24 protein-coding genes are annotated in these 25,931 nt (G+C 59.1%); 9 read left to right on the top strand and 15 right to left on the bottom strand.

What is annotated here, in order from left to right:
- Positions 1–16: 16 nt before the first annotated feature.
- Positions 17–271 (top strand): hypothetical protein, encoded by a 255-nt coding sequence (locus K2Q04_RS14550; RefSeq protein ID WP_291165176.1) that lies wholly within the window; start codon positions 17–19, stop codon positions 269–271.
- Positions 258–1,277, top strand: coding sequence for a hypothetical protein (locus K2Q04_RS14545; protein WP_291165172.1), 1,020 nt, complete (start codon positions 258–260; stop codon positions 1,275–1,277). Before K2Q04_RS14550 ends, K2Q04_RS14545 begins: the two co-directional genes overlap by 14 nt.
- Here K2Q04_RS14545 and K2Q04_RS14540 read toward each other — a convergent pair.
- Positions 1,256–1,930: a LuxR family transcriptional regulator gene (locus K2Q04_RS14540; RefSeq protein ID WP_291165169.1), complete on the bottom strand. Its 675-nt coding sequence runs from the start codon at positions 1,928–1,930 to the stop codon at positions 1,256–1,258. The genes K2Q04_RS14545 and K2Q04_RS14540 overlap by 22 nt on opposite strands.
- Before the next feature lie 388 nt (positions 1,931–2,318).
- On the opposite strand from K2Q04_RS14540, the gene K2Q04_RS14535 reads away from it, so the two are divergent.
- Entirely contained in the window at positions 2,319–3,095 is a 777-nt protein-coding gene (locus tag K2Q04_RS14535) for an outer membrane beta-barrel protein (protein WP_291165166.1), read from the top strand.
- Between the two features lie 100 nt (positions 3,096–3,195).
- On the opposite strand, the gene K2Q04_RS14530 is transcribed toward K2Q04_RS14535, so the two are convergent.
- Both K2Q04_RS14530 and K2Q04_RS14525 read right to left on the bottom strand, forming a co-directional pair.
- A complete protein-coding gene (locus K2Q04_RS14530; RefSeq protein ID WP_291165164.1) occupies positions 3,196–3,486 on the bottom strand; it encodes a hypothetical protein in 291 nt (96 codons plus the stop codon).
- Positions 3,487–3,633: 147 nt separating this feature from the next.
- Positions 3,634–4,098, bottom strand: coding sequence for an NUDIX domain-containing protein (locus K2Q04_RS14525; protein WP_291165162.1), 465 nt, complete (start codon positions 4,096–4,098; stop codon positions 3,634–3,636).
- 30 nt (positions 4,099–4,128) lie between these two features.
- On the opposite strand from K2Q04_RS14525, the gene K2Q04_RS14520 reads away from it, so the two are divergent.
- The 4 genes from K2Q04_RS14520 to K2Q04_RS14505 are packed head-to-tail and all read left to right on the top strand — an operon-like array spanning position 4,129 to position 6,780.
- The gene (locus K2Q04_RS14520) at positions 4,129–4,536 is read left to right on the top strand and encodes an NUDIX hydrolase (RefSeq protein ID WP_291165159.1); all 408 of its coding nucleotides are present in this window, start codon (positions 4,129–4,131) and stop codon (positions 4,534–4,536) included.
- 11 nt (positions 4,537–4,547) lie between these two features.
- Complete coding sequence (locus tag K2Q04_RS14515; RefSeq protein WP_291165156.1) at positions 4,548–5,483, top strand: DnaJ C-terminal domain-containing protein; 936 nt, start codon at positions 4,548–4,550, stop codon at positions 5,481–5,483.
- Between the two features lie 3 nt (positions 5,484–5,486).
- Positions 5,487–5,849 carry a chaperone modulator CbpM gene (locus tag K2Q04_RS14510; protein ID WP_291165153.1) on the top strand — a complete coding sequence of 121 codons (363 nt, stop codon included), beginning with the start codon at positions 5,487–5,489 and terminating at the stop codon, positions 5,847–5,849.
- The gene (locus K2Q04_RS14505) at positions 5,827–6,780 is read left to right on the top strand and encodes a PfkB family carbohydrate kinase (RefSeq protein WP_291165150.1); all 954 of its coding nucleotides are present in this window, start codon (positions 5,827–5,829) and stop codon (positions 6,778–6,780) included. The genes K2Q04_RS14510 and K2Q04_RS14505 overlap by 23 nt, the downstream gene beginning before the upstream one ends.
- Positions 6,781–7,898: 1,118 nt before the next feature.
- Here the strand turns inward: K2Q04_RS14505 and K2Q04_RS14500 are convergent.
- The 7 genes from K2Q04_RS14500 to K2Q04_RS14470 form a co-directional block, all read right to left on the bottom strand.
- The gene (locus tag K2Q04_RS14500) at positions 7,899–9,863 is read right to left on the bottom strand and encodes a hypothetical protein (protein ID WP_291165147.1); all 1,965 of its coding nucleotides are present in this window, start codon (positions 9,861–9,863) and stop codon (positions 7,899–7,901) included.
- A 194-nt stretch (positions 9,864–10,057) separates the two neighbouring features.
- A complete protein-coding gene (locus K2Q04_RS14495; protein ID WP_291165144.1) occupies positions 10,058–10,729 on the bottom strand; it encodes a sulfite oxidase-like oxidoreductase in 672 nt (223 codons plus the stop codon).
- Positions 10,726–11,745 carry an LLM class flavin-dependent oxidoreductase gene (locus K2Q04_RS14490; protein ID WP_291165142.1) on the bottom strand — a complete coding sequence of 340 codons (1,020 nt, stop codon included), beginning with the start codon at positions 11,743–11,745 and terminating at the stop codon, positions 10,726–10,728. Before K2Q04_RS14490 ends, K2Q04_RS14495 begins: the two co-directional genes overlap by 4 nt.
- A gap of 73 nt (positions 11,746–11,818) precedes the next feature.
- Complete coding sequence (locus K2Q04_RS14485; RefSeq protein ID WP_291165139.1) at positions 11,819–13,255, bottom strand: FGGY family carbohydrate kinase; 1,437 nt, start codon at positions 13,253–13,255, stop codon at positions 11,819–11,821.
- Positions 13,246–14,523, bottom strand: a complete 1,278-nt coding sequence (locus tag K2Q04_RS14480) for an FAD-dependent oxidoreductase (protein ID WP_291165136.1) — start codon at positions 14,521–14,523, stop codon at positions 13,246–13,248. Before K2Q04_RS14480 ends, K2Q04_RS14485 begins: the two co-directional genes overlap by 10 nt.
- Positions 14,523–15,923: an NAD(P)/FAD-dependent oxidoreductase gene (locus tag K2Q04_RS14475; RefSeq protein WP_291165134.1), complete on the bottom strand. Its 1,401-nt coding sequence runs from the start codon at positions 15,921–15,923 to the stop codon at positions 14,523–14,525. The genes K2Q04_RS14480 and K2Q04_RS14475 overlap by 1 nt, the downstream gene beginning before the upstream one ends.
- A gap of 80 nt (positions 15,924–16,003) precedes the next feature.
- The gene (locus tag K2Q04_RS14470) at positions 16,004–17,590 is read right to left on the bottom strand and encodes an amino acid permease (protein ID WP_291165132.1); all 1,587 of its coding nucleotides are present in this window, start codon (positions 17,588–17,590) and stop codon (positions 16,004–16,006) included.
- Between the two features lie 127 nt (positions 17,591–17,717).
- On the opposite strand from K2Q04_RS14470, the gene K2Q04_RS14465 reads away from it, so the two are divergent.
- A complete protein-coding gene (locus tag K2Q04_RS14465; protein ID WP_291165129.1) occupies positions 17,718–18,494 on the top strand; it encodes a DeoR/GlpR family DNA-binding transcription regulator in 777 nt (258 codons plus the stop codon).
- Between the two features lie 23 nt (positions 18,495–18,517).
- Here K2Q04_RS14465 and K2Q04_RS14460 read toward each other — a convergent pair whose 3' ends face one another.
- The 5 genes from K2Q04_RS14460 to K2Q04_RS14440 form a co-directional block, all read right to left on the bottom strand.
- The gene (locus K2Q04_RS14460) at positions 18,518–19,060 is read right to left on the bottom strand and encodes a peroxiredoxin (RefSeq protein WP_291165126.1); all 543 of its coding nucleotides are present in this window, start codon (positions 19,058–19,060) and stop codon (positions 18,518–18,520) included.
- A gap of 23 nt (positions 19,061–19,083) precedes the next feature.
- Positions 19,084–21,615 carry a TonB-dependent receptor gene (locus K2Q04_RS14455; protein WP_291165123.1) on the bottom strand — a complete coding sequence of 844 codons (2,532 nt, stop codon included), beginning with the start codon at positions 21,613–21,615 and terminating at the stop codon, positions 19,084–19,086.
- A 544-nt stretch (positions 21,616–22,159) separates the two neighbouring features.
- The gene (fabI, locus tag K2Q04_RS14450) at positions 22,160–22,942 is read right to left on the bottom strand and encodes an enoyl-ACP reductase FabI (RefSeq protein ID WP_291165121.1); all 783 of its coding nucleotides are present in this window, start codon (positions 22,940–22,942) and stop codon (positions 22,160–22,162) included.
- A 30-nt stretch (positions 22,943–22,972) separates the two neighbouring features.
- Positions 22,973–23,401 (bottom strand): hypothetical protein, encoded by a 429-nt coding sequence (locus K2Q04_RS14445; protein WP_291165118.1) that lies wholly within the window; start codon positions 23,399–23,401, stop codon positions 22,973–22,975.
- A 43-nt stretch (positions 23,402–23,444) separates the two neighbouring features.
- Complete coding sequence (locus K2Q04_RS14440; RefSeq protein ID WP_291165115.1) at positions 23,445–23,630, bottom strand: hypothetical protein; 186 nt, start codon at positions 23,628–23,630, stop codon at positions 23,445–23,447.
- A gap of 610 nt (positions 23,631–24,240) precedes the next feature.
- On the opposite strand from K2Q04_RS14440, the gene sulP reads away from it, so the two are divergent.
- Positions 24,241–25,923 (top strand): sulfate permease, encoded by a 1,683-nt coding sequence (gene sulP, locus K2Q04_RS14435; RefSeq protein ID WP_291165112.1) that lies wholly within the window; start codon positions 24,241–24,243, stop codon positions 25,921–25,923.
- Positions 25,924–25,931 lie beyond the last annotated feature (8 nt).

Here is a 25,931-nt window from a genome sequence, read left to right as displayed (position 1 = left end):
TGATCGGAGAGGCGAAATGAAAGACCTGACTGCGTGGAGACCCCGGAGTGCGGCCCACCGCCTCCATCGCCAACTCGTACATCGTCTCCGCAGGAACATAATCAGTCAGAGGATTGGGAGGGGTCCCTATCGCGCCCGCGTGATCCATTTGGAAGGCATAGGCGCAACGCCGCATGCCTTGCCGGCCCACCATCTGGCGGCATCGAACCTCGATCTCGATGACCTGACCAGTACGCTCAACCTATTCGATGCCGGTCATGTCAACGGTTGAGAGACACGGTCTACACTTAGTCACGGATCGCACGCCGGGGACGCTTGATGACCTCGGCAAATCCATCCGCCCGCATCCGGCTCTCGCCAGACTCGCGAACATTCACCGCGATGTCGAGCGGTCATTCAAGAGCATTGCATCGACCGCCGCCCCATCTGAGCGGCAGGATCGTGCCGTCCATGCCCTGGCGCTGTGGAGATTGACGGCAAAAAGAACGCTTGCCGCAGTTGCGGCATTCTCGATTTTTGCCAACCTGCTGATGCTCGCGATACCGATCTATTCCTTCCGCATGGCCGACCAGGCCCTATCCGGCGGCGGCATGGATCCGCTGGTAATGCTGCCCGCCCTCACGCTCGGTATTCTCGCTATGATGTCGGTGCTCGACATCCTTCGAAGGCGACCGCTCGGCAGGCTCGGCGCTGCGATGGAGGCGGTCCTCGGCAGCGCCATGCTGTCAGCCCTGCTCAGGTCCGGTAGCCAGATGCAAGAGCTGCGCGCTCTGCATAAGCTGCGCGCCTTTCTGTCGAGCCCGACGATGCTGCTCCTATTCGATGCGCCGCTGACGCCGCTCTTCTTCGCCGTCATCTTCCTCATTGATCCCGGGCTCGGCTTAATCGCGTTCACCGCCGCTCTCGTTGTCTTGAGAGCAGCACTTTTCAAAAACACCCTCGCCGCACGGGTCGTTCGCATCGCTGCGCCGATTGCCATCATTTGCTGGGGCGTGCATCTCATGCTCGCAGGTTCTTTGACAGCCGGAATGATGATCGCGGCGTCCATCATCGCGGACCGAGTGCTTCGGACACTCGCAGACGCGATCGAAGGCCGGTCATATGCTCTTCAAGCCTGGTCTGAATACGTGCGCGTTTGCGCAGCTCTCGAAAGCAGTCAGCTGCCGAACACGAAAGAATGCTTGTATTCGGCGCCAGTCGCCGAGCCGCACACGGCGAACGTATATGCGTTCCGAAAATCAGGAGCGAAACGGCGTCATATCGCAATCAGTTGTTGAGCGACAACCATTGCGACCGCTTGCGTCGTTGTCGTGCAGTTGAGCTTTTCCCGCGCGGAATTGAGATGAAAGCGAACCGTGCGCTCGCTGATTCCAAGAATCACGCTTGCTTCCCACGCCGATTTTCCTGCTGCGACCCATCTCAGGCAATCGAGTTCTCTTGCAGATATCACGAGCGCATCGGACGTATCGATGCCGTTCCGTCTGAGCATATGGCTATGGAAATAATCCCCGAGCGCTTTCAGCTCGGCCGAGGAGAGAGGATCTTCAGCATCTGCTTCGCTGGCAGGGGTTGGGCTGCGAGAGAAACCCAGGATCGCGACTTCGCGTCCACGCGCCGTCAGTGCGATGGCGGACTCTGCAGCGTCACCGCTATTGCACTCCTTCCATCGCTGAGAGAGCTTGATGATTTCGAGGCCCGCCAGTTGCTCGGGCGAAATCGGATGAGACGTAATCGCTTGCGCAGCGAAATCACTGCTGAAAGCACAATGTACGAACGCGCGGCTCGAATGCCGGGGAATGTTTGCACAGAAGTAGAATAGCTCATTGAGCTGATAAATGGATCGCGTAGCCGATAGAAACGCGATGCCCTTGTCCCGCTCAACGATCGCCGCCCGATCAGGCACGATCTGCGCTAATACGCCCTTCAACACTGTAAAAAGATCCAGAGTATAAAAATATGCCGCGAAATATATCTGATCGTACCGCTGTGGCGTGGAGTTTGCGTAAAGTCGCGCCGTATCTTTTTAAATGAAATCACGAAATGACAGTTGAACGCGCCGGCGATCTCGCCGAAAGGCGGCGTGCGTGTAAGTTGAGCAACGCCTCTCTGCAATGAGATCGAAACCCGCAGCTCGCCGCTCGACGGCACTCTGCGAATCACATCCCCTGCTTGTGACGCTCAAGCGCTCATCGCGGTTTGGATTTTCGGGCCGCCGTTCTCGGATTTCAAAATACCGATTCAGATTTTTCAGACTTGAGAATTTTTCGACTTCGAACGTCAGATTTTTCAAAATTGGATTTTAGACGGGTGTCCATATTATGAAGATCATTCAGATAGTTGTTGCGCTGATAATCTGCCTCGCTGGAGCCTCCGCAGCGCGCGCTGATGGCCCGGATATCCTTTGGGGCGGGCCGCCTGGAACGCCATGTGGCGGCATATACTCAGGCCTTTACACAGGCGGTGAGCTCGGCGGCGGCAGCATGCGGTCTAAGGTGTCCGGCGATTTGGGCACGATCAGCGGCAACGACAAGGGTTTCACCCTCGGTTCGTACACCGGTTACAATATCCAATGCGGAAACGCGCTGATCGGCATTGAATCGGCGTTCAACTATTTCGGCGCCGACAACCGCTTAGGAAACGAAAGGTTTGGCCCATCCTTCAACTCATCGATGAATTGGTTCGGCTCGCTGAATGGGCGGGTAGGCGTCATAGCCGATGACAACATACTTCTGTTCGCGACCGGCGGGTTCGCCTACGCGACCGTCGACCACAAATTCTCCGATCCATTTGCGCTTGATGGGCCCTTCACGCGGCACAATGACGAAACGAAGGTGGGCTGGACGGTGGGCGGCGGCTTCGAAATTTTTCTCAGGGACCATTGGACGTTTCGCGGCGACGCAGCCTATGTCGATCTAGGAACCGACAACAACTCGTTCTCGTTTGATTCCTGCGGCGGTCCTGGTGTACCGTGTCATGTCCAAGCGAAATTTGAGGACAGCTTCTGGGTAACCCGCATTGGCCTGACCTACCTTTTCAGTGCCGTAGCGGAACCGTTGGCGCCGGAATATGCCCCAGAGTATGGCCCTGTGAAATGAGATCGGCTCGCCTTCAGAGAGACGAGCTGCGCAAAAAAATGAGCGGGGCAAGATCGCGCCCGCTCATTCGTTGACAAAAGGCCGTGGACCGAATTGCGAATTAGGCCGCCGAGGCTTCGGGCTCCGGATGCCATTCGGACGACGCATCGGCAGCTGCCGCCATGCCGGAAAGATACAAAGTCGAAATTCGCCCAGACTGGAATAGAAGGTCGACCATGGCAGCCTCTGCCATCATCTCCGCGATCTCGTCGTCGGAAAGCCTCTCCGAATAGGCCTCAGAGAGCACGATCTTTGAATTGCATTCGTCCATGACGCCACTCAATCCCGTTGGAATTTTTTCGCACTTGTCCGGCCATCCCAATCCTCTCGAGATGACCGGCGCGCATGCCATCGATATCCCACGATATTCCCTAAGACTTTCAGAGCTTTCGCCCCTCGACTGCCGGATTGCTTAAAATCCGGTTAGCGCTGTTTTCGTATTGGATCGTATTGCGCGGTCGCTTCCATAACGATGAGGTGCCACTCCTGAACGGCGCCCTCATTTAGTATGCCGCAAAAGCTCGAGCCGGTTGAGCAATTCGGCTTGCCCTTTCAGTATTTTGCGATGCGCTGTCGCGATATCGAACCATTCGGCGCGATCGATCTCGGGAAAAGCTTGTATCCGGCTAGAGCGCGGCGGCCATTCCATGCTGAACGTATTGCTAACGAGCGTCTCAGGATTCCAATCGCCCTCCACCGCCCACACATGAACGCGCTTGCCGCCGGCCTGCCGGATGCACCCGAGAGGAGTGACAATGCCTCGAGGGTGAAATCCGGTCTCTTCAACAAATTCGCGAAACGCTGCTTTATATAAGTCCTCTCCGGCTAGAACTTCACCCTTCGGTACTGTCCACGAACCCTCATCCTTCTTGCGCCAGTAGGGTCCACCAGGGTGAGCGAGCAAAACTTCAAGCCCGTTTCTATCGCGATACAACAGCAATCCGGCGCTCGTCGCAGTTTTCACGTTGTCGCTTTCGCCATAAATAGGATCGCCATGCCGCTTCCTCAAACGCCTGCCCTGACCGCCGACTGTGTTGTTGTCGATCAGGACCGCGGAGTCCTTATGGTCCGGCGGAAAAATCCGCCATTCAAGGACTATCTGGCGCTTCCCGGGGGATTTGTCGAAATCGGTGAGACAGTGGAAGATGCGGCGCGACGCGAATTGGCGGAGGAAACGGGGCTTGACGCGATGAATCTCGCGCTCGTCGGCGTTTATTCACGGCCCGATCGAGATCCTCGCGGTCACATCTGCTCGGTCGCCTTCCTGACGAATGACGCGCGCGGCGACGCGAGAGCCGCCGACGATGCAGCAGCCGTGGTCTGGATAAAAGACTTCGATGGTATTGATATTGCCTTCGATCACCGGGAGATTATCACTGATGCGCTAAACCTCATCCGATGATGTGAGCCCACATGGAATTCAAGGACTATTATAAAATCCTCGGCGTGGAACGAAATGCAACCGAGGACGACATCAAGCGTGCATACCGCAAACTCGCGCGAAAATTCCATCCCGACGTCAACAAGGAGGAGGGTGCCGAAGCAAAGTTCAAAGAGGTCGGCGAAGCCAATGATGTCCTGAGCGATCCCGAGAAACGCGCCGCCTATGATCAGCTCGGCAAAGATTATCAGCCCGGGCAGGAGTTCAGGCCGCCTCCAAACTGGGATGCCGGATTCGAGTTTTCTGGGAAGCCCGGAGCAGGCGACTTCAGCGATTTCTTTGAATCTATTTTCGGCGGAGCTCGCGCGGAGCGTCCCGGCCGCGCGCACACGACGTTCCGCATGCGGGGTGAAGATCATCACGCGAAAATCGTCATCGATCTCCAGGACGCACTCGAAGGCGCCACGCGCACGATCACGCTTCGCGTGCCGGAACTCGATGAGGGCGGCCACGTTTTGGTGCGCGATAAAAGTCTGACCGTTCAGATCCCGAAAGGCGTTACCGAGGGACAGAGCATTCGCTTGAAAGGCCAGGGCTCGCCCGGAATGGGAGGCGGCCCGGCAGGTGATCTCTATCTCGAAATCCGCTTCAAGCCCGAGCAGCGCTATCGCGTGGTCGGCAAGGACCTTTATCTCGATCTTCCGGTTGCCCCGTGGGAAGCCGCATTGGGTGCAAGCGTGAAGATGCCGACACCCGCAGGAGCGATCATGCTGAAAGTTCCCCCCGGCTCCGCGCATGGCCGCGAACTCCGGGTCAGAGGCCGCGGAATTCCGGCGACGCCGCCCGGCGATCTATACGCGGTTCTGAAGATCGTTTGGCCGCCGGCAACAAACGAAAAGGCGCGTCAGATTTACGAGGAAATGGCGAAGGAGTTGGCGTTCGATCCACGCGCCAACCTGGGAGTTTGAGACATGGCAAATGGAGAGCGCGAGCCGATGCCCGCTGAAATGATTGGTCCCGCATCGGTCTACTCACTCGAAGAACTCTGCCACACTTGCCATGTTGAAGTGGCGTGGATTTCGGAACTCGTCGAGCAGGGGATCATCGAGCCTGAGGGACAGAGCCCGTCCGAATGGAGGTTTTCAAGCTTGAGCGTCGTCGTTGCCGCGAAGGCGAAACGCTTCGATCGGGACCTGGGACTAAATCCCGCCGGCATCGCGCTCGTCTTCGATCTCCTGAACGAGATCGAGCGGCTGCATGCTCGTTTGAACGTTCTCGCGAGCGCGCGAAGCTCTCTTGGCGACCAGCCGGATGAGCGTCCTCCACTACCCTGAAGTCGTCCATACGCGCGAAAGCTTCATGCCCGGAAAGCACATCATCGCGGTCGGCCACGCCGCACTCGATTACGTTTATCGGATCCAGGCGTTTCCATCATCGCCTACGAAAATTCGCGCACTCGCTCACGTCGCGAGCGGAGGCGGCATGGCAGCGAACGCTGCAGCCGCAATCGCGCGTCTCGGCGGCGATGTCTCGCTCTGGGCGCGCATAGGCGATGATCCTTCCGGCGCAATAATTCGCCAGCAACTCGATGCGGTGGGTGTCGATACGAACCACGTGCGCACGTGCGCCGGCGTTTCATCGGCGACTGCTGCCGTCATCGTTGATCGTAACGGAGAACGACTCGTCATCAGCGAGGACGATCATGATTTCCCTCTCGCCGCCGATTGGCTGCCCATTGCCGATATTGCGAATGCGGGCGCCGTTTCCAGCGACTTGACCTGGCTTGAAGGAACCGTTGCCGCTTTCGAAGCCGCCCGTGCTCAGAACGTCCCAACCGTCCTCGATATTGATCTGAACAGCGGGCAACTGCTTTCGAAAGTCCTCGGGCTCGCCGACTACGCGATCTTCTCCGCCCCGGCCTTCAGGCAATTCGTGAGGGGCTCCAGCGACGAGGAGCGCCTGGCGACGCTGGTTCAATCCGGCATTCGCCATGCGGGCGTAACCTTGGGCGCAAACGGGTATCTTTGGATGACCGGCAACGGAGAACTCTGCCGCCAATCTGCGTTCCCCGTCGAAGTTGTCGACACGACAGGCGCCGGCGATGCCTTTCACGGCGCGTTTGCATGGGCGATATCCGAAGGCCTGAAGGATGCTGAGTGTGCACGCATTGCATCCGCCGTCGCCGCGATCAGTTGCAAGGGGCTCGGCGCTCGAGCGGCTCTCCCGACTCGAGCTGAACTCCAGCAGTTCCTCGAAACTCGTTAGTTCAATCGGGATATTTGCCCAAGCAGGGTTAGGCAACCGGTTGCGCCGCGGGAAGAACGTTTCTCAATAACCCGTAGTCTGGGTGCGTAATGAAGATCGCAAGCGCATGCGATCGTTCGACAAAATACCATCCAATCAAAGTCTACGGCTTGGAGATGGCTTTGTGCAGTGCAGCGCGCATTCGAAAAAGAAATGCCGTTTAGCGCAGTCCTGGGTAGCTTTTTGCGAGGGAACAGCGTTTCATTGCCGCATAAGAATAAAGAGGGAAGCGCAATGCCCGATTCAGCCTACACCATGATTTTCGCAGTTGAGGCCCTGCTTGTCTTGGGTGCTCTCGGTACCGGTTTGGTGGTCTTCGTCACGAACCGAAATCATAGCGCTGATCGGAAAGTCCTGAGCCGCTCCGAATAGACTTCACGACAATCAGCGACGCTATTTTGGGGCGAGACGAGAGCGCCCCAAGCGCGGTTTCGCGCCTCGCGATCCTTGTCATCGGGGCGTTGACTGCGACACGGGAAGTTCGCGGGTTGGCGCTCGTCAAGTGATCGCCTCACAAAGCGCAATCGTCTCTCCAATTTTCGCGACGATGAGCGAAGCTCTGCACGCGCCAGAGTGAAGTGCGATTTCCGCCGAGCGATAATGCGCCGGGTTATCGCCAATGTTGTCCTAATGCAGATTTCTTCAGACTGATCAATTCCGGTTGAAAACTTTCGCCCAATCAGCCTAGGCCATAAATTTTTTTCGGGGCTTTTTCCGCTTTTGGGGATATCGCTAAGCGCGATATAGCGGCGGGGTTATTGTGCTGCATTTCCCAAGACATCATTCCGGATCTTCGCAAAGATGTGCAGCAACTGCGCGGATATTGGCGACGCAAATCCTCAGCAACGTCAGCTCATTTTGGAATTCGGCGCCCTAGCAAGAGGAGCGGTTATTCAGTACACTGCATAGCATGTTGCAGAAATCATTTTTTCTTACGTATTAATTTTATCAATCTTCAACTGACCCCGTCGACCCGGCAATATTGCCGTTAAATCGTCGGGGTCTTTTCATGTATACGAGCGTAATCTCCAAGATGATTTTTGTATCATCTGCCTTTTTGAATCGCCGAGAAAGTTCAGCTATTCGCGCGCGGGGCGCCGCCGGTCGTGAAACCACGCGCGATACTCCGCCATTTTGGCCCGTTGCGCCGAGGACGCGCGACGCTTGCAAGTTGAAGCCTCGTCGCTTTGCTGCGGCGCACCCCATCTGAGCTCGACGCAATCGTTGACATTGTACGCCATCTCCAGATCGGCGGCGCGGTCGATGACGTCCTTCATGGCAAGCGTCCAAGTCGAGCCATCAGTGCGCGGATAGGAGAACTTCCGTGCTGCAAGTTCAGCTGCGAGCACGCTCTCCAGTTCGCCCTTAACCTCAGAGGGGCTCTTATCCTTGGGCATCGCATACCGGTCCGCCCGCCGCGCGACACGATCAGGAAAACCGCGCACGACGTCGATTGCGATAAGCAACCTTAGGTCCCGGGATGGGGTGGAAAAATCTTCCCATGCTCCGGTCGTCTCAAAGATCGACGCGCCTGCCGGAATTGCGACCTCCGCGCCCCCGCCGTTCTGATACTTGCGGCCGTTCTCGACGGAGGTGACACGGGTCTTGATCTGCTCTTCGAGCGCCGTGATCGTCTCCTTCATCGCCCGCAAAGGATCGAGCGGTTCCGGCGACATCACATCGTCCATCCGATCGTAAAAGTCTTCGACCCCGAGCTTCGATTGTTCGAGGGAGAAGTCTCCGTACTGGGAATCCTTCGAAATCTCGGCGTTGGCCAGCCGTCGCAGACCACCCTTTGCATCGGCGACGACAGGCCGGAAGCGCTTGAAGCCGGGGCTTCCGAGCGAAGGGTTTTGTGCAAAGAGGAAATTTCCGCGCCAGAACCGCTTACGCGCGACAGTCCCGTCGGGCTGACCATCGACCGCAAGAAAGACCCCAGCGGAATCACTCGTCTGCGCGATCCGCTTCACGAGCACCAATACGTGCCCGTAGGGATCGGCGTAGATCGTACCCGGACGAAGCGCGTCCGCCGTGAGCGGGACAGGATAATAATCGGTGTTGTCGTCGTCCGCCGCCGTGCGGCCGGAGCCCGAATGAACCCCATTGGCGACTGTCGTTCGCAAATAGTAGCCAAATCCCGGCACAAGGCCTGGGGGCCGCGACGAAGCGCGGGAAGGGGCTGTTTGCGCGGCCGCATTACCGAAAACGCCGAAGAGCGAACCTGAGCCTGCCTGCGCATCATTTTGATCGGACGCCGGGGCGGATTCTTCCCGCTGAATGTTGAACCACTGCGGACACCGGGGCGCCTTACCGCCGCCGCCGCGCGTGCACTTCGAGTATCCGAACGGCAACCCGGTCTTGAATGCAAAATATGCGCGCAGGAAGTATGGGAGGTCGGCGCAATCCGGCTTCAAGACGAGCTTTTTAGAGTCCTCGTCAAGACCGAGATGGTTGAACAGGAAATTGCGCGATTTATCGCGCAGCACTTCATGCAAAGCCGGCCATGACAGTTCCTGCTCGACCGGTGCGTCGAACAACTTCTCGATCCAGGCCGAATAGAGGTCTTCGGTCGACCGGTTCCATGCGCCCCTGACCGGCCAGACACTTTTGTTCGCGGCCTTGATGGGTGCCGATGCGGTTCGGCCGACGGTGATCTCACGTGTGATCGTCGCGCAATTGGCGTCGCCGTCTTCGCGCGTGAGCTTAGCGTGCCACGTTCCGGCGGCGGGCGACGCCACTTCGGCGAACCAGAAATACGGCGGCCCGCCGTGACGCTCGCTGGACTTGACCGCGATCGCGCCATCGGGACCGGCGAGCGAGAATTCGGCCGTGATCGGCTTTTCCGAAGTGAAAATCACCCGCAACGGCGCGCCCTTCCACGGCGCGACTGGCGAAGCGAGTACCGACAGGCCGATGGCGCCTTCACAATCGTCCGCAGCGTCCTTTGCCTGCGCATCGGCTGGCGGCACGACCAGGGAGAGAAACGCAATCGCTATCGGCAAAATTGCCGGCGCGATGCCGAAAAAACGTCGATGGGGAAACAATCGACCCCCCCTTTTTTTAATTGCCCCGCAATAAGATTCGACCTTAGCGTGAATGCTCCGCCGAAACGATGGCAGAAATTATGCCCTCATACTGCGCCGCGAGCCAAACGCATTCGCGTTCACTCATCGGGGGGTTAGGTGCAATTCGTCCCCAGGGGATGTTAACCAATTGAGCCGCACGTGAAGCCGCCGCTTCAATCGTCGGAATAGCGCTGTTCCAGCCACGGGTCTGCGCGGTTGTGATAGCCGTTGACCTCCCAAAACCCCGGCGCGTCCTCAGCCGTGAACTCGATCCGCTTCAGCCACTTCGCGCTTTTCCAGAAATAAAGATGTGGCACCACGAGGCGGACGGGCCCGCCATGTTCTCGGGTCAGCGGCTTTCCTTCCCACGTGTGCGCCACGACCGCGTCGTCGGACGCAAAGTCTTCGAGCGTTATATTGGTCGTATAGCGATCATAACTGTGCAGAACGATGAAGCGGGCGGCGGCGTTCGGCATGACGAGTTCGAGCAGATCTCGTGTCGCGACGCCGGTCCAGCGGTTGTCGTACCGCGACCAAGTCGTCACGCAATGAATATCCGAAGTCTTCGCCGTTTGAGGCTCGCTCTGAAATGCAGCCCAATCGAGCGTCACGGGATGATCGACCGTGCCGTCAATCACGAGGTTCCAAGCGTCGAGAGCAATCGCGGGTTGCTCCCCGAGATCGAGTACGGGCCAATCGCGAACCACGTGCTGCCCCGGGGGCAGCCGCTCCGATTCTGGGCGCGCCGTTCGTCCCGTAAGGAAGCGGCCTTCCCGCGCCCAGCGTTGCTTGCTCCGCGTAAGCTTGGTCGCGCTCGGAGGCGTTTCGCTTTTGTCGTCGCTCAAGGACAAGTCTCCGTCGACATGTGTTCTGTGCCGCTGGTTTCGTGGACGGCCGCGATGAGCTCGAACGAGCGCAACCGCGCGTTATGATCATAAACGTCGGATACGATCATAATCTCGTCGGCAGCGGTTTCGTCAATGAGCGCGTCGATGCCGGCGCGGACCGTTTCCGGCGAGCCGACGATGGAACGCTGAAGCATCTGCAGAACTTGTGCCTTTTCGCGCGGCGTCCAATAGGTCTCGATGTCGTCGATCGGTGGCTGGCTGAGCCCCCGCGCCCCGCGAAAGATGTTGGCAAACGACATCTGCTGCGTCGTCGCCAGCCGCCGCGCTTCCCTGTCGGTTTCAGCGGCGATGATGTTGACGCCGACCGTCGCGTACGGTCGGGCGAGTTGCTCCGACGGTTTGAAGCGGCTGCGGTAAACGTCGAGCGCGGCCAGCAGTTGGTCGGGTGCGAAGTGAGAAGCGAACGCGTACGGAAGTCCAAGCTCCGCCGCGAGATGCGCGCCGAACGTGCTCGATCCGAGGATCCAGATGGGCACCTTCGTTCCGGCCGCCGGCACAGCCTGCACACGCTCGTTCGGCGCCGCCGGTTCGAAGTAGGCCTGCAACTCGAGTACGTCGCGCGGGAACGTATCGGCGGCAGTCGGTTGCCGCCTCAGAGCCTGCACCGTCAGCTGATCCGTGCCGGGCGCGCGGCCGACGCCCAGATCAATGCGGCCGGGAAAAAGCCGTGCAAGTGTGCCGAACTGCTCGGCGATAATGAGCGGCGCATGATTGGGCAGCATGATGCCGCCGGCACCGACGCGAATGGACTTCGATCCGGCGGCAATGTGCGCGATGGCGATCGAAGTCGCAGCACTCGCGATCCCCGGCATGTTGTGATGCTCGGCGACCCAGAAGCGGCGGTAGCCCCAGCGTTCGGCATGCGCGGCGAGGTCGCGCGCGTTATCGAGAGCGCCGCGCGCATCGGTGTCTACTGTGACGCGAACGAGATCGAGTATGGAAAGTGGAACCATTGAAACCTCCGGCCTCCCGAACATGTAGGTGCGGGGAGTTCCAATGTCAGCTCACCTATCTATTTGCGAACGTTTAGCCGGTCTGCTGTCCACCGTGATCCCGCCAGCCCTTGGCCCGTGATACGGCCTCGCTGAAGCGTGCGCGTATCTTGCCATTATCGCCGGCGCGCGGCGAAAACGTCCGCGAGACGGTCTCGGGCTCAGGCAATGCAAAGCCGGCGCCGCGCGCGGCAAGTGACGCCGTCCCGAATGCCGTGCGCTCATCGAAGCTCGTCGCGACAACGTCGCGGCCGATCATGTCGGCAAGGAACTGCGCGAAATACCGGCTGCGGGCGAGGCCGCCGTCGATGGCAATCGAACGGCCAATCGCAACGTGCGCGTCCATGGCCCCGACGACATCCGCGGCGCTGAGCGCAATTCCTTCGAGCAACGCCTGACAGAGATCCGCCCGTGTCGTCGCAGCCGACATGCCGAGGAAAAGCGACGCGGCCGTCCGGTCCCAATGCGGACAGGCGAGGCCCGAAAGCGCCGGCACGAAGACGACGCCGCGCTCGATAGCAGGCTCACAGTCGAACCAATCGAGATCCGCAGTCAGATCCGTCACAAGACCGATGCGCCGCGCCCATTCGATGGCCGAACCCGCGTCATAGACCCCGCCGTCGACCGCGTAGGTCATTTGGCCATCGATTGACCAGGCGACCGTCGGCAGCAAACCTTTTTCCGGCGCGCGCGCGATCTTGTCGCCCGTCACCGTCAGTGCGAATGCGCCGGTGCCGAAGGTGATCTTGGCATCGCCGGGTTTTCGGCATCCATGACCGAAGAGGGCCGCCTGCTGATCGACGACGGCCGCGGTAATCGGCACCCCGTCAACGCGACCGTAATCGGCAACGGTCGGCATGATTTTTGGCAGGCACGACATCGGAACGCCGAAGAGCTGGCAGAGCTCCTCATCCCACTGTCCTGTCTCGAGATTCATCAAGGACGTGCGTGAGGCTGTCGTAACGTCCGTTGCGAAGGTGCCGGTCAGGCGGTCGAGAAAGAACGCATCCGTCGTGCCGAGCCGCAGATGCCCCGCGTCCAAGGCCGCCTTCGCCGCCGGAAGCGTATTGATGATCCAAGCGAGCTTCGAGGCTGAGAAATACGCATCTAGCGGCAGCCCGGCCCGCGCCAGCGTCAATGCTTCGGCGCCAGCCGCCTTCAGGCGTTCGATGACGTCGGCGGTACGATTGTCCTGCCATACGATGACAGGAGATAACGCCGCGCCGGTTCGCGCATCCCACGCGAGGCAGCTCTCGCCCTGATTGTCGATGCCGATCGCATCGACGGCGCCCGCAGCTTGGAGACAAGCCCGAATGTTCGACAGCAGCTCTTCGGGATCGTGTTCCACCCAGCCGGGATGCGGATGGATTTGTTGATGCGTTATGGAGCACGCGATCTCTACCGTACCGTCCGTGTCGGCGACGAGAACCCGCGTCGAAGTTGTGCCTTGATCGATCGCCGCTACACGCATGTCGCATCGCTCCGGGATGCCGTTGAACGGCGGTTATCGAAACTAAAGGTGATATCGCTATCGGCCTGACGGAACGCATCTAGCGGCGCCAGAATCCGGCGCTCAGGTCCAGATGTCATCGGTTGTGTTCTCAATCGCTGGCCTTTGCTGTGGGCAACCAATGCGCCGGAAACATCGCCGGTCGCACGCAATTGAATATGAGACAATCCCCCAGGTCCCCGCACAATGCGTTGCGGCACGACATAGCGGACGCCATCTCCGGGTGTGAGTGTGATCGCGTTGTCTGGCGATGGCAGCCACCCAGCGAGATCGGCAGCAACGAAGTCCGCGACGCGCACTGCCTCTCGCCACGACCAACCGGCTGTCTCGACCGGATGCAGCACATTGCCAGCAGCGAAAATCCGCGGCTCGCTCGTCCGTGCGAATTGATCAATCGTCGGGCCGCCAGTGCGGCTATCGATGTCGAGCCCCGCGGCTCGAGCGAGCGGCGCGTCGGGCGTAAAGCGGCCCGTAAAAAGCACGCCGTCGCATTCTATGTCTTGCCGCTTTCCGTCCGCTCCCGATAGCGTCACGGCCTCGACACGCTGCGCCCCTCGAATGTCGGTGATGCGGGTTCCATAAAATACCGGCACGCCGAGCAGGCGCGGCAAGCCCATGAAAAGCCGCCGCGTCGTCGGTCCGCTCCGCTCCTCGATCATCGCGACCGGACGCGCGCCGATCTTGCGGCACGTCAGCAGGCTCGAAAGCGAAACGAGTTCCGTGCCGACGATCACTGGCCTGCGAAACGGCGCCAGATGTTGAAGATACGCGTATCCCTGCAGAGCGCCCGTATTCAGAACGCCCAGAGGCCTGTCGCCCGAAACGAGGCGCGCCGCGCGCGGCGTCTCGCGTACGCCGGTCGCCAGAATTATGCGTTTGGCCGCGATGCGGACGATGCCTTCGCTGCTCGTGCAAGTCGCGACCAAAGATTCGGCGGTGTCGATCGCGACGACGGTATTGCCAAGCATCAGTTCAACACCCGCGCCTCTTGCGGCGTCTGTCAGCCGCCGCGCGTAGGCGGGGCCGGTCAATACGCGTCCGAATTCGCGCATGCCGAACGGCGAATGCCCACAGTGACGGGGAACGCCACCGGCTTCGAGCTCGCGATCGATGACAATCACGCGCGCAAGACCGAGACGCTTCAGCCGCGTCGCCGCCGCGAGGCCCGCAGGTCCGGCGCCGATGACGAGCGCGTCAACGCTCGCGGATCTCTCAGACTGCACGGCCATCACGCAGCATCTCCGACTGCCAGAGGCGATGCAAAATGTCCGGCCGTGAGCTGCGCCAGCCGGGCGTTGCAATAGAAGCCCTGGCATCGGCCCATGCCGCACCGTGTGCGACGCCTGAGGCCACCGAAATTTCCGGGCGGCAGCGGACCCGAAAGAGCCTGCTCAATCTCTCGCAACGTCACCATCTCGCAGTGACACACGATCTCGCCATAACCCGCCGATTGCCAGTCCCGCGGTTCATGCTCAGCGAGATTTGGAACGCGCGCCGTTGCCGGCTCCGCGACGGGCACGTGGCGATGACCCATCTCCTCATAGAGTTTGTAGATGTGCTGCGCGATGCCGAGCGATGCGGTCATGCCCGTCGACCGGATGCCGCCGACCGTGATCCAATTGCGGTCTGGATGCGTGGAGATACGATAATGTTTCTCTTCGGTCGCGGGACGAAGCCCAGCGTAGACAGCTGTCACGCCGGCATCCGCCAAAGCGGGCACCATTTCCACGGCGCGCGCGATCAAACCGCGAAGCGTGTCGTCCACGACGTTCGCGCGTTCGCGATCTTGCTGTTCTTCAGCTGTCGGCCCAACGAGCAAGTTCCCGAAAGCGGTGCGGGTAAGAACGACGCCCTTGGTGCGCTCCGACGGAACAGGCAGGACGATGGTTCTGAGCAGCGCTGCCGCCGCCTTGTCGAAGACGACGAACTGACCCTTGCGCGGGCGTATTTGAAATGAAGCCGCGCCGAGGAGACGCGCGTCGAGCCGGTCGCCAAAAAGTCCGGCGCAGTTGATGACGGTTCGCGCCCTCTGCTCGCCGGTGCTCGTCTGTAGCGTCCAGATATCGCCGTCAAAGCTTCCAGAAATCACCTCTGTCGCAAATCGGATCTCGGCGCCGTGGGCTTTTGCTTGCAGCAGATAAGCCAGAAATGGCGACCACGGATCGATCACATGCTCGCCCGGGACCAGCAGAGCTTCGAGCGCGCGAGGCGAAAGCTGCGGTTCGCGCGCGCGTATTTCGGAAGCCGTCAGTCGCCGCACATCGTGGACGCCGTTTGCACGCGCCTGCGCCTCGATCCCGTCGAGCGCCGCTTTCTCCGCGTCGGACCAGGCAACGACCATGGCTCCGGTTTCGAGCAACGGAAGATTGAAGCTTTCGCGTATCGCCTGGTATTCGGCGTATCCGGCTTGCATGCAGCTGAGTTCGACGCTGCCGGGCGGCGCATCGAAGCCCGTGTGCAAGATGGCGCTGTTGGCCTTGCTGGCGCCCGAGAGGAGGTCCGCGCCGCGTTCCAGAAGAACGACTTTTGCCCCCTCGAGAGCGAAACGTCGCGCCATCGCGCAGCCGACGACACCTGCGCCTACGATCGCGACATCTGCGATCGACATATTGCTTTGGTCCTTTGCCATTCGGCGTTTTTGATTGCGAGCGACGTAACGGAAACAAAAAGGCCGCGAGCGGTGAGCTCGCGGCCTTCGTTACATGAGTCTTAAACGGCTTCGCCGACGGCGCGCTCGGCCGCAGCGATTTCAGCTTGCCGCTTCGCAATTTCGGCTCCGATCGGAGGACCCTTGAAGCGGCGCGATTCGATTCCGAACCACAGCACCACGAGGAGAACGAGCAGGCCGATCGCATAGTTGATGAGAATGTCGAACGGAGGCTGGATGCCCGCGTACATGAGCACGAAGACGCCAAGTACGGTCAGCAGTGCCAACGGCTTCGACCAGATGCCGAGGCGGAACGGCCCGAACTCGGTCCAGGTCTTTCCTTCAGCAAGGAGTCCAGCCGCGATCGGCATGGCGTACGAAACGTAGAGGAACAACGCGCAGCCGGCAGCAAGAGCAGCAAAGGCCGGCGAGTAGAGCGTTGCGGCAACGGAAAGCACCGCTCCGAGCCAGATGGCCGGAACCGGCGTTCTCCACGTCGGGCTGACCCTCTTCCATACGCTCGATCCCGGCAGGCCGCCATCACGGGCGAATGCGAAGATCATGCGCGAGGTCGAGGTGAGACCGGCGAGAGCGCAGATGAAGTTCGCAAGCACGATCGAGATCGCGATCACGTCCTTCAGTGCTTGCGGCGCAGGCAGGTTGTTGAAGAGGTTGAACCACGCGTTTGCGCCGTCTTTGGCGGTCGCCGCCATATCGGGGCTGGCGAGCACGAACGACAACGCCATCACGAAGCCGAACACGAGCGACCAGAACACCGAATGGATCATGCCGCGCGGCACCGCATTGCGGGCATCGCGGGTTTCTTCAGACGTATGCGCCGACGCGTCGAAGCCCGTGATCGTATAGAGCGGATAGAGCAGACCGATAAGGAAGGCGACGAGAGCCGTGCGTGGCTCCGGCACATAGCCGCCGCCAGGCTCGCCGGTGTTGTTGACGAACGTCGTGACCCGCGAGAAATCCCAGCTCGCTCCCCAGATCAGGAACATCGCAGTCAACACGACCGCAACGACGAGGATCAGGTATCCGGAAAAATCCGTGAGTGCAGTGGTGAGCTTGATGCCGAAGTGGTTGCAAACCGCCTGACAAAACGTAATGAGACTGACTGCAATGACCTGAACCAGATAGGCGTGGTTATTGTTGGCCGCGACTTGATCGGCTGTCATGCCGGCAGGCAGCGGATCGGTCGACAACGTGGTCCACGCGGTGACGTCCATGTGGAAAACGCCGGCAAGAACGAGGTCGCGAAATAGAAGCCAGACGCCGACGTTTACCGACGCGACGACGAAGATAAGGCCGAGGAGATTGATCCAGGCTGTTGCCCAACCCCAACCACGTCCGCCAAGGATGGATGACCAATGATAGAGACCGCCGGCTGTCGGATAGGCTGATGCGATCTGCCCGAGCGACGTGGCGACGACGAGAGCGAAGACGCCGCCCACGATCCAGCCGATGGTTGCTTGGAAACCGCCGCCCGTTCCCATTGCGAGCGGATATGAAGTGATGCCGCCCGCAAGAATGCAAATGATGGAAAACGAAATTGCGAAGTTCGAGAATGCACCCATGCGCCGCGACAGTTCCTGCGCGTAGCCCATGGAATGCAATACTTTGGTATCTTCGTCCTGACCCATTCCCAACCCCCAGTTGTTAACTCGGACCGACATCGTCAACATTTTGCCCGTATGGGCGAAATATCTGTGGCATGCTCCAATAGAATGGCTGAACAGTCAAATAAAATGACCGAACGGGCAGAATGCAATGCGGCCTAACATAAGGCGTGAACGAATTGAGCAAATGGTTCGCGAGCGCGAGCGGGTAACCGTCGATGCGCTGGCGGAACTCCTTGGAACTTCAAGGGAAACGATCCGGCGGGATCTAACGGATCTGGCGGAGCGCGGCCGCGTTCGCAAAATCCATGGTGGGGCGACCCTTGCCGAGCCTCGGGGGGCTCCCGAGGCGGACATCGAGGGATCGTTTCAGGGGCGCCTCCTGGAGCATGCCGATGCCAAGCGCGCTATTGCACGGCGCGCCATACAACTCTTTGAGCCCGGCGATACCCTGTTCGTCGATACCGGAACGACGACATTGCTGTTTGCGGAAGAGCTCGCGATGGCAAGCGGTCTGACCGTCATCACCAATTCCGCGGCGATTGCGGCACTGGCGGCGCGCGGCACCTCCAACTCGACGTTTTTGATCGGCGGCGAGTATCGCGCTGAAAGCACTGAGAATCTGGGCCCGCTGGCCATCGATCAAATCAGCCAGTTTCATGCCATCCACGCCGTGCTTGCCGTCGGCTCGATCGAGACGGTGGGCATCCTCGATTTCGATTTGAGAGAAGCGGATGTCGCACGCGCGATGATCACGCAATCGCGTTCCGTCACGGTGCTCGCCGATGCGTCGAAATTCGGCCGCGGCGGCCTCATCAAGGTCGCGCCGCTGGAAGCTGTGCATCGTGTCGTCACTGAGTCCGAGCCGCCCCAGGCAATCGCCGATGCGCTCGAAGAAGCGGGCGTTTCGGTGATCAGGGCCGGCTGAGAGCTAAGAACGAGAGCGCGCGGCTACTCGTGCTTTGTCTTCCAGCTCTGGATTGCAGCCAGCGTATTTTTCACGTGGTCTGATGGATCGAGCGACGTGTATTCGTACGAGATCCGCCCATCCGGCGTGACGACGTACGATGTGCGGTTTGCATACGGCAAGAAGCCCATCATCACGGAATCGTAGGCCGTCATGATCCGCTGATCCTTGTCTGCCGCGACCGGAAACTTGCTACGGCATTCCGATGTCGAAAACTTATTGAGCGTTGCGATGTCGTCGTTGCTGACGCCAATGACTGACGCGCCGAGGGCATTGAATTTCTCCATCGCCTCCGCGAACTCGTGCGCTTCGACGGTGCAGCCCGACGTGAAAGCCTGCGGATAGAAGTAGACGACGACAGGTCCCTTTTTCAGCGCCTCGGCAAGCGAGAACGTGAATTCTTTGCCGCCTTGTGAGGCATGCGCTTTGAACATCGGCGCCTTATCGCCGGGCTTCAGCGCCGCCAAAGCCGGCTCGGCGCCGCAAGAGAAGAGCATGGCAACGACCAAGATATATCGGGTCAGCATGTTGGTTCCCCCTTTGGCGGAGCTTAGTTGAACTTGAATTTTATGCCGCCGTACGCCGTAATTGGCGGAGCCGGTACAATAGTGCGTGGATTCGAAAAAGTAATGCTGCCGAGCGCCGCGCCGCTGTCGTTGGTTTCCTCAACATCGAAGAAGGTTCCGTAAGCGCCGTAGTGCCGGTCGAAGAGGTTGTCCACGAGCCCGTAGATCTGAATGTTTTTGGTCACATCGTAGGAGGTATGCAAGTTGACTTTTGCATAACCGCCAAGCGGCTCATTCTGATTGGACGCGTCGCCAAAGAAGATCTGGTTGCTTGCAGCGATCAGATCGGCTCCTGCTCTCCAACGCGGCGTTAGACCGTAATCGAAGCCAGCTTTGAACTTGTGGGCCGGCACGCCCGGAATGCGATCTCCGGGATGGACGAAGATATTTCCATCCGCATCGGCCGCGGGGTTGAAGGGTGAGGGAAGGGTCAGATCGTTCTGAAAAGTGGCTTCGACAAAATTGTATCCCATGTAGGTGAAAAGCCCTCCCGACCAATAATTCAGCTGCGCCTCGAGGCCTTGCCGCAGCGTTTCTCCGGCGTTGGCGAACGAACTGCGCCCGATGATGGCTGATGCGACCTCTGTGATGTCGTCATTATTCGTTGTGCGGAAATAGCCGAGACTCCAGCTCACCTTTTCGTGTGTCAGAATATTTGTGTTTTCACCTCTGAAGCCCGCCTCCCACGTATTCGAGACGACCTGCTTCAACGGCGGATCCGAGGTCAAGAAGCTCGGCAGAAGACACGGTTGATTGGGATCTGCGCAGGCGAGTTCTGCCGGAACCGGAGCGCGATTGGCTTTCGAATAGCCGGCGTAAACCGAAATCCCGTCGAAGAGCTTATATGTGCCACCCGCCACCGGATTGAAGTGCGTATAGGTGGGGGAACTGTTGAGGTTCGGGGCCAAACCGGTTTCATCATGGATACGGAGGTCGGCGATATTGAATCGACCGCCCACGGTCAGAGCCAATCGATCCGTCGCGTCGAACGTGTCGAGGAAGAATATGCCGTAGTACGTGTTCGTCGTCGAAATATTGACGGGCCGAATGTCGGATAGAGCGGTCGCTCCATTGGGAGTGCACCCGTCGGCGGGGTCTCCGGAAGCAGTGAGATCGCATCCCTGGGCGACAGGTCCGACAAACCCGGCACCTCCGCTTACGATGAAATTCGGTCGGAAAAATCCAAGCTCGGCGGAAGATCGAAACGACACGTTGCCGTGATCGATGCTCGCTCCCACCAAGAACTGATTGTGACGATCAAAGAGCCTTTCCTTGTCTACAGCCTGAAGCGAAACGCCGAAGCTGTTCGCATCGATGGATGTTCGGTCAATTTCGCCGAGGCCCGTGAGGTCATTCGGCAAGAGGATTGTATTGCCATTGGTATCGCTCAGCAGGGTGTTGGTGCCATCGAGATTCTGGAAGCATGCTCCAGTCGTCGTGCCGGAGGGCAAGATGGGACAGGGACTCGCGTTGGAAATGTTTCCGTCGACATGCTGCTGATTGAAGTGGCGATAGTAGGCGACGCCGGCCAAGTCCCAAGTGTCGGAAGCTTTCACCTTCCCGTTGACGGACACCATCTCCATTTGATTGGTTGTCGATTGCGGGGATGTAAAGATCTTGCTCCACCGTTCATCCAACAGCTCGATAGGGGATGCAGCCGCGGCGCCAAAGGTGTTATCGGCGCCGGTAAAGTTGATATGAAACTCGGAACCATCGCCTCTCACACCGAGATCGGCATACATCCGGCGAATATCCGACGTTCCGAAATCGCGGTAACCGTCATCGTGAATATCTTCGAGCGCAATGTAGGTCGCCCAGTTGCCAAACTGCATGCCGTCCTGAATGGAGCCCTGCGCCCGGCCGAAAGATCCGAAGCGCGCATCCGTCTCCAAACCCTGATAATTGAATCCGTCCTTCATGTCGATCGTCAGCGCGCCGCCAATCGCGTTCAAGCCGTAGACGGGGTTGCCGCTCAAGATCGCCATGTGGTTGATGGCGACGGCTGGCAGAAAGTCGTAATTGACCGTATCCCCGAAGGCTTCATTGATGCGGACGCCATTCTGGTAGACGGCAAGTCCTTGCGGCACGCCATCGACCGGCGATGAAGTGAAGCCTCGATAGTCGACGTTGTTCTGGAAGACGTTTCCTTGGACGTCACTGAGGATCACGCCAGGCACATAGTGCGCTAGCGCGTCTGGCACATAATCCGCCTTAAGCCGTGCGATCTCGCCTGCGGAGATGGTGCTGACGCCGCCCGGCACTTTCTCGATCGGAATCTCACTACCGCTGATCGGCGACATCTTCACGGTGCTCGGACCAGGAGCAACCTCATACGTCACGCCCTGCGATACGCCTTCCGTATCGGATTCGACAGCCGGTGGCGGCGCGACCGGCGGTGGAGCAGCTGCCGGTGGCGCAACGGCAGCCGCGGCCGCAACTGGAGCAGGCTTTTTCGCGGGAGGTTTGCTCACTTGCACGGAGGGGATCGGCTTCGCCTCCTTTGGCGCTTTGGTCACGTGTTTGGAAGGCCCCGGCTTCGGCTTTTTTTGCTGAATGACTTGGACTTCCGGAAGAGTTGTGCTCGGCGTTGTGGCGCCCCCGGCAGGCGCTGGAGCAGATGTGGACGGCGCCGGCGCGGATGTGGATGGCGGCCCTCCCGCATCTTGTGCGATCGCCGGCCCTGCGATTTCTACCGCCGCGCATAATGCGACCACTGTCGCCAAGGCGAAAGTCGGATGCCTCATGCCGTCCCCCATCCTGACTGCTTCGATCTTGTCCCGAACAGGAGAACATCACGCAGCAGAGTTATCGATTTTGCTCTTTGCCTTCCCCGGTTTTTGGCAAACGAGAATCGACAGTTCAGCTAGGCCAGTTTGGCAAACGCGCCGAACCCGACGGAGTGGAAAGTTTTCCCGATTTTTGTTCGGGACAGATGAGGTTGCGAGGGAGCAACTGAATGCTCAGCGCAAGGATTAGAAGATTACAAAATTGTCAATTTTGCTGAGCGCCAGTCTCACTCGCGTTCGAATGAATCGCAGCCAGCCTCATCGGCGGCTCGATCTAATCAATGATATGGTATCCGCCATCGATGAACAGCGTCTCGCCTGTGATCAGCTTAGCTCCGTCCATGCCGAGAAACGCGACGGCAATGCCAACGTCATCGATCGAGACCAGACTGCGGCTCGGCGCCTTCGATTGTGCTTTTCGAAGAAGCTTATCGAATTCGGTGATGCCTGAGGCGGCGCGTGTCTTCAGCGGACCGGGAGATATCGCGTGAACTCTGATGCCTTTCGGTCCGAGTTCGGCGGCCATGTAGCGCGTCGCGGATTCGAGAGCAGCCTTCACCGGTCCCATGATGTTGTAATGCTCGACCACCATTTGCGAGCCGTAATAGGTCATCGTGAACAGGGCTCCGCCGGATTTCATCAAGGGCTCGGAGAGTTTCGCCATTCTGATGAATGACCAGCACGAGATTTCCATCGCTTGAAGAAAGCCGTCTTTGGAACAATCGACAACGCGCCCCTGCAAGTCTTCCTTCGGCGCGAACGCGATCGAATGAACACAAAGATCAAGCCTGCCCCATTCCTTGTCTATTGTTTCGAATACTCGCTCGAGCTGGCCCTCCTGTTGCACGTCAAGCCGCATGAAGATAGGGGCATCGATCTCTTTAGCGAGAGGCTCGACGTGGGGCTTGGCCCGGTCATTGAGATAGGTGATTGCGACATCGGCGCCGAAGAACCGAAAAGCCTTGGCGCATCCCCAAGCAATCGACTGATCGTTTGCGATGCCGGTGACCAGCGCCTTTTTTCCCATGAGGAGGTTCAGCGATGCAGCGTCGATCATGCTCGCTTTAACCTCTCTCCTTTGAAAAGGTTACCACACGATGGAGAGCGCCACCTCCCCAGGCATTCCACCGGGAAAACTTACGATCTCTGCGCGAAGCTTGTACCCAAGTGGCCGCAATTGCACGTCGTAGAATTCGAACGCATCCTTGGCGAATCCGGTTAGCGACGTCGGCCATTCGGGATCCGCTATGTTGATGCGCCGTCCGCCGTCGCTACAGTAGTGCGCCGGGAACGTAATGACCTGTAGGTGATGATGTCCGTTTTGAGCTGCGATGCGCACGGCGTTGTTTATGCGCTCGACCGCCTCAGGCGCGACTTTGCGCGACATGAAGGCTTCGCGCAGTTCGCGTTGCTGCTGTTTATGGCTTTGACTGAGCTTTTGCTCGCGCTTCAGCTCTTCCATTTCCGCGTCGGATGCGATCATCTGCAGATCTTCGGGTCGCAACAGTCCAGGCATGCTACCTTCTCCTTCTGTCTTCGGCCGGCGGAAAGCTGCTTTCTCAGTGATGCTTCGAACTTCTGACTGTTTGCACCGTTGGAGCCGCGGCCGCATTTTGCTCAAGCGCATCGAGAATGAGAATGCTCCGCTGCCAGGCATCGATCGAATACGCCCACGCGTCGTGGGCGAAGTTGAGAGGCCACGTGTTGTTTGGCGTTCGGACGGCTGAGATCGCTGAATCGGGCATGTCCGGTTGCTCCAATTGATCCACCGGCATACGAAGTTTTTGAAGCATATGCCGACGTCGATCGAAATCAAGATTAGGAGAGCGATAAATAGCTAACGGAAGTTCGCAGCTCATGGCGCGATAAAATCTGCTGGTTAACGATCGTTGGTCGCCATGACCGAGAGCCCGGCATTGCCACGAGATTCCAAACTTGTCCGCACTGCAGTTGAGTGAATCGCCCATCTTATTTTCGAAGCGATCTTCTTCCGTGAAGGTCACTCGCAATCGATTGATTAAAATACAGTACAAATACTAATTATCAAATTTGGGTGCGTTGGGCGAGCGCTGAATGCCTTTTTCCATCCATTCAGGAGTTCTCGCGAGCGGAGTTCGCTTGTGCATTGCGAGATGGCTCCGATGAGAAGTGCAACAAAGCATCTCCCTCTTGCGGCCGCTTCCCAACAGCGCAATTGTGAAACGGCAGTTTGCAAATCGATTGTTGGACTGCGCTTTCAGGGCGCCAGAGATGAACATTGATCCGGCCGCGCCCGCATCCAGAAAAGGCCGATTATCGCTTCGGCGCGACGCTATTGATCAGTCAGGCCTGAAACGTAGGCTTCCCGGCATTAGAATGCTGCAGGGGTACGATCGCGGTTGGCTGCGGCATGACATCGTGGCCGGTTTGGTGCTCACCACGATGCTCGTGCCTGTCGGTATTGCCTATGCCGTCGCGTCGGGCGTGCCGGGAATCTACGGCTTATATGCGACCATCGTCCCGTTGTTCGTGTACGCCCTATTCGGTCCGAGCCGCATTCTCGTGCTTGGACCGGATTCATCGCTCGCCGCCGTCATTCTTGCTGTCGTACTGCCCCTTTCGGCAGGCGATTCAATGCGCGCAGTGGCCCTTGCGAGCGCGATGGCCATCGTGTCGGGCATTGTTTGCATCGGAGCGGGATTGGCCAGGCTTGGCTTCGTGACGGAGCTTCTCTCGAAGCCAATCCGCTACGGCTACATGAACGGCATCGCTTTGACCGTCTTGCTAAGCCAGCTGCCAAAATTTCTGGGTTTCTCAGTCGAAGGCGTTGGTCCGCTGCGGGATATCTGGGCGATCGGTAACGGCATAATCAACGGACGCGTGAACTGGGTTGCCTTCGGCGTCGGAGCCGCAACCCTGGCTGTGATCTTCATCCTCAAGCGATTCAAGGTCGTCCCCGGAATATTGATCGCCGTTATCGGCGCGACGGCCGTCGTGGGAATCTTCGGCCTGTCCGAGAACGCAGGCGTATCCGTTCTGGGGCCATTACCGCAGGGACTGCCTGCGTTCGAAGTGCCGTGGATCTCAACCGCGGATTTTTCGGCGGTTCTGTCCGGGGGCCTCGCCGTCGCTCTCATTTCCTTTGCCGATACGAGTGTCCTGTCGCGCGCCTACGCCGCGCGTACGCGAACCTACGTGAATCCCAATCAGGAACTCATAGGCCTCGGAGCGGCAAACTTCGCAACGGGCTTCTTTCAAGGCTTTCCCATTAGCAGCAGTTCCTCTCGTACACCGGTCGCAGAGGCAGCTGGCGCAAAGACGCAAATGACGGGGGTCGTAGGCGCCATCGCTGTGGCCCTTCTCATCATCGCCGCACCGAATTTGCTTCAGCACCTGCCCATGAGCGCACTTGCCGCGGTCGTGATCGCGTCGGCCATTGGGCTGATTGAGGTCAAAGATTTGATCCGCATTTATCACATGCAGAAGTGGGAGTTCTGGCTGTCGATGCTATGCTTTGCTGGCGTCGCCGTGTTCGGTGCCATCCAGGGAATCGCGCTCGCTGTGATCGTGGCGGTCATCGAATTCCTCTGGGATGCGTGGCGGCCCCACTTCGCCATTCTCGGCCGGGCGGAAGGCGTCAAAGGCTACCACGACGTCGTTCGCTACCCGCAGGCCCGGCAGGTCCCGGGTCTCGTGCTCTTCCGCTGGGACGCACCTTTGTTTTTCGCAAACGCGGAGCTGTTTCAGCAAAGTGTGATTGCCTCCGTCGAGAATTCACGGACGCCGGTGCGGTGGGTGGTCGTCGCAGCGGAGCCGGTAACAAGCGTCGACGTCACCGCGGCGGACGTGGTGGCGGAACTGGACAGCACCCTGCGAGAGGCCGGCATAGAGCTTTTGTTTGCGGAGTTGAAAGATCCCGTCAAAGACAAGTTGAAGCGCTTCGGATTGCTCACAACGCTCGGTGAGCAGTCGTTCTTTCCAACTGTCGGCGCAGCCGTCAGCGCCTACCTGGATACCTATCCTGTCGACTGGGTCGATTGGGAGGACAGGCGTCCGTGACTATCGCC

The organism is Hyphomicrobium sp. (assembly GCF_019753045.1).
Classification (GTDB): Bacteria; Pseudomonadota; Alphaproteobacteria; order Rhizobiales; family Hyphomicrobiaceae; genus Hyphomicrobium_B.
Note: the sequence above shows the minus strand (reverse complement) of the source record. Positions and strands in the feature narration are given on the sequence as shown.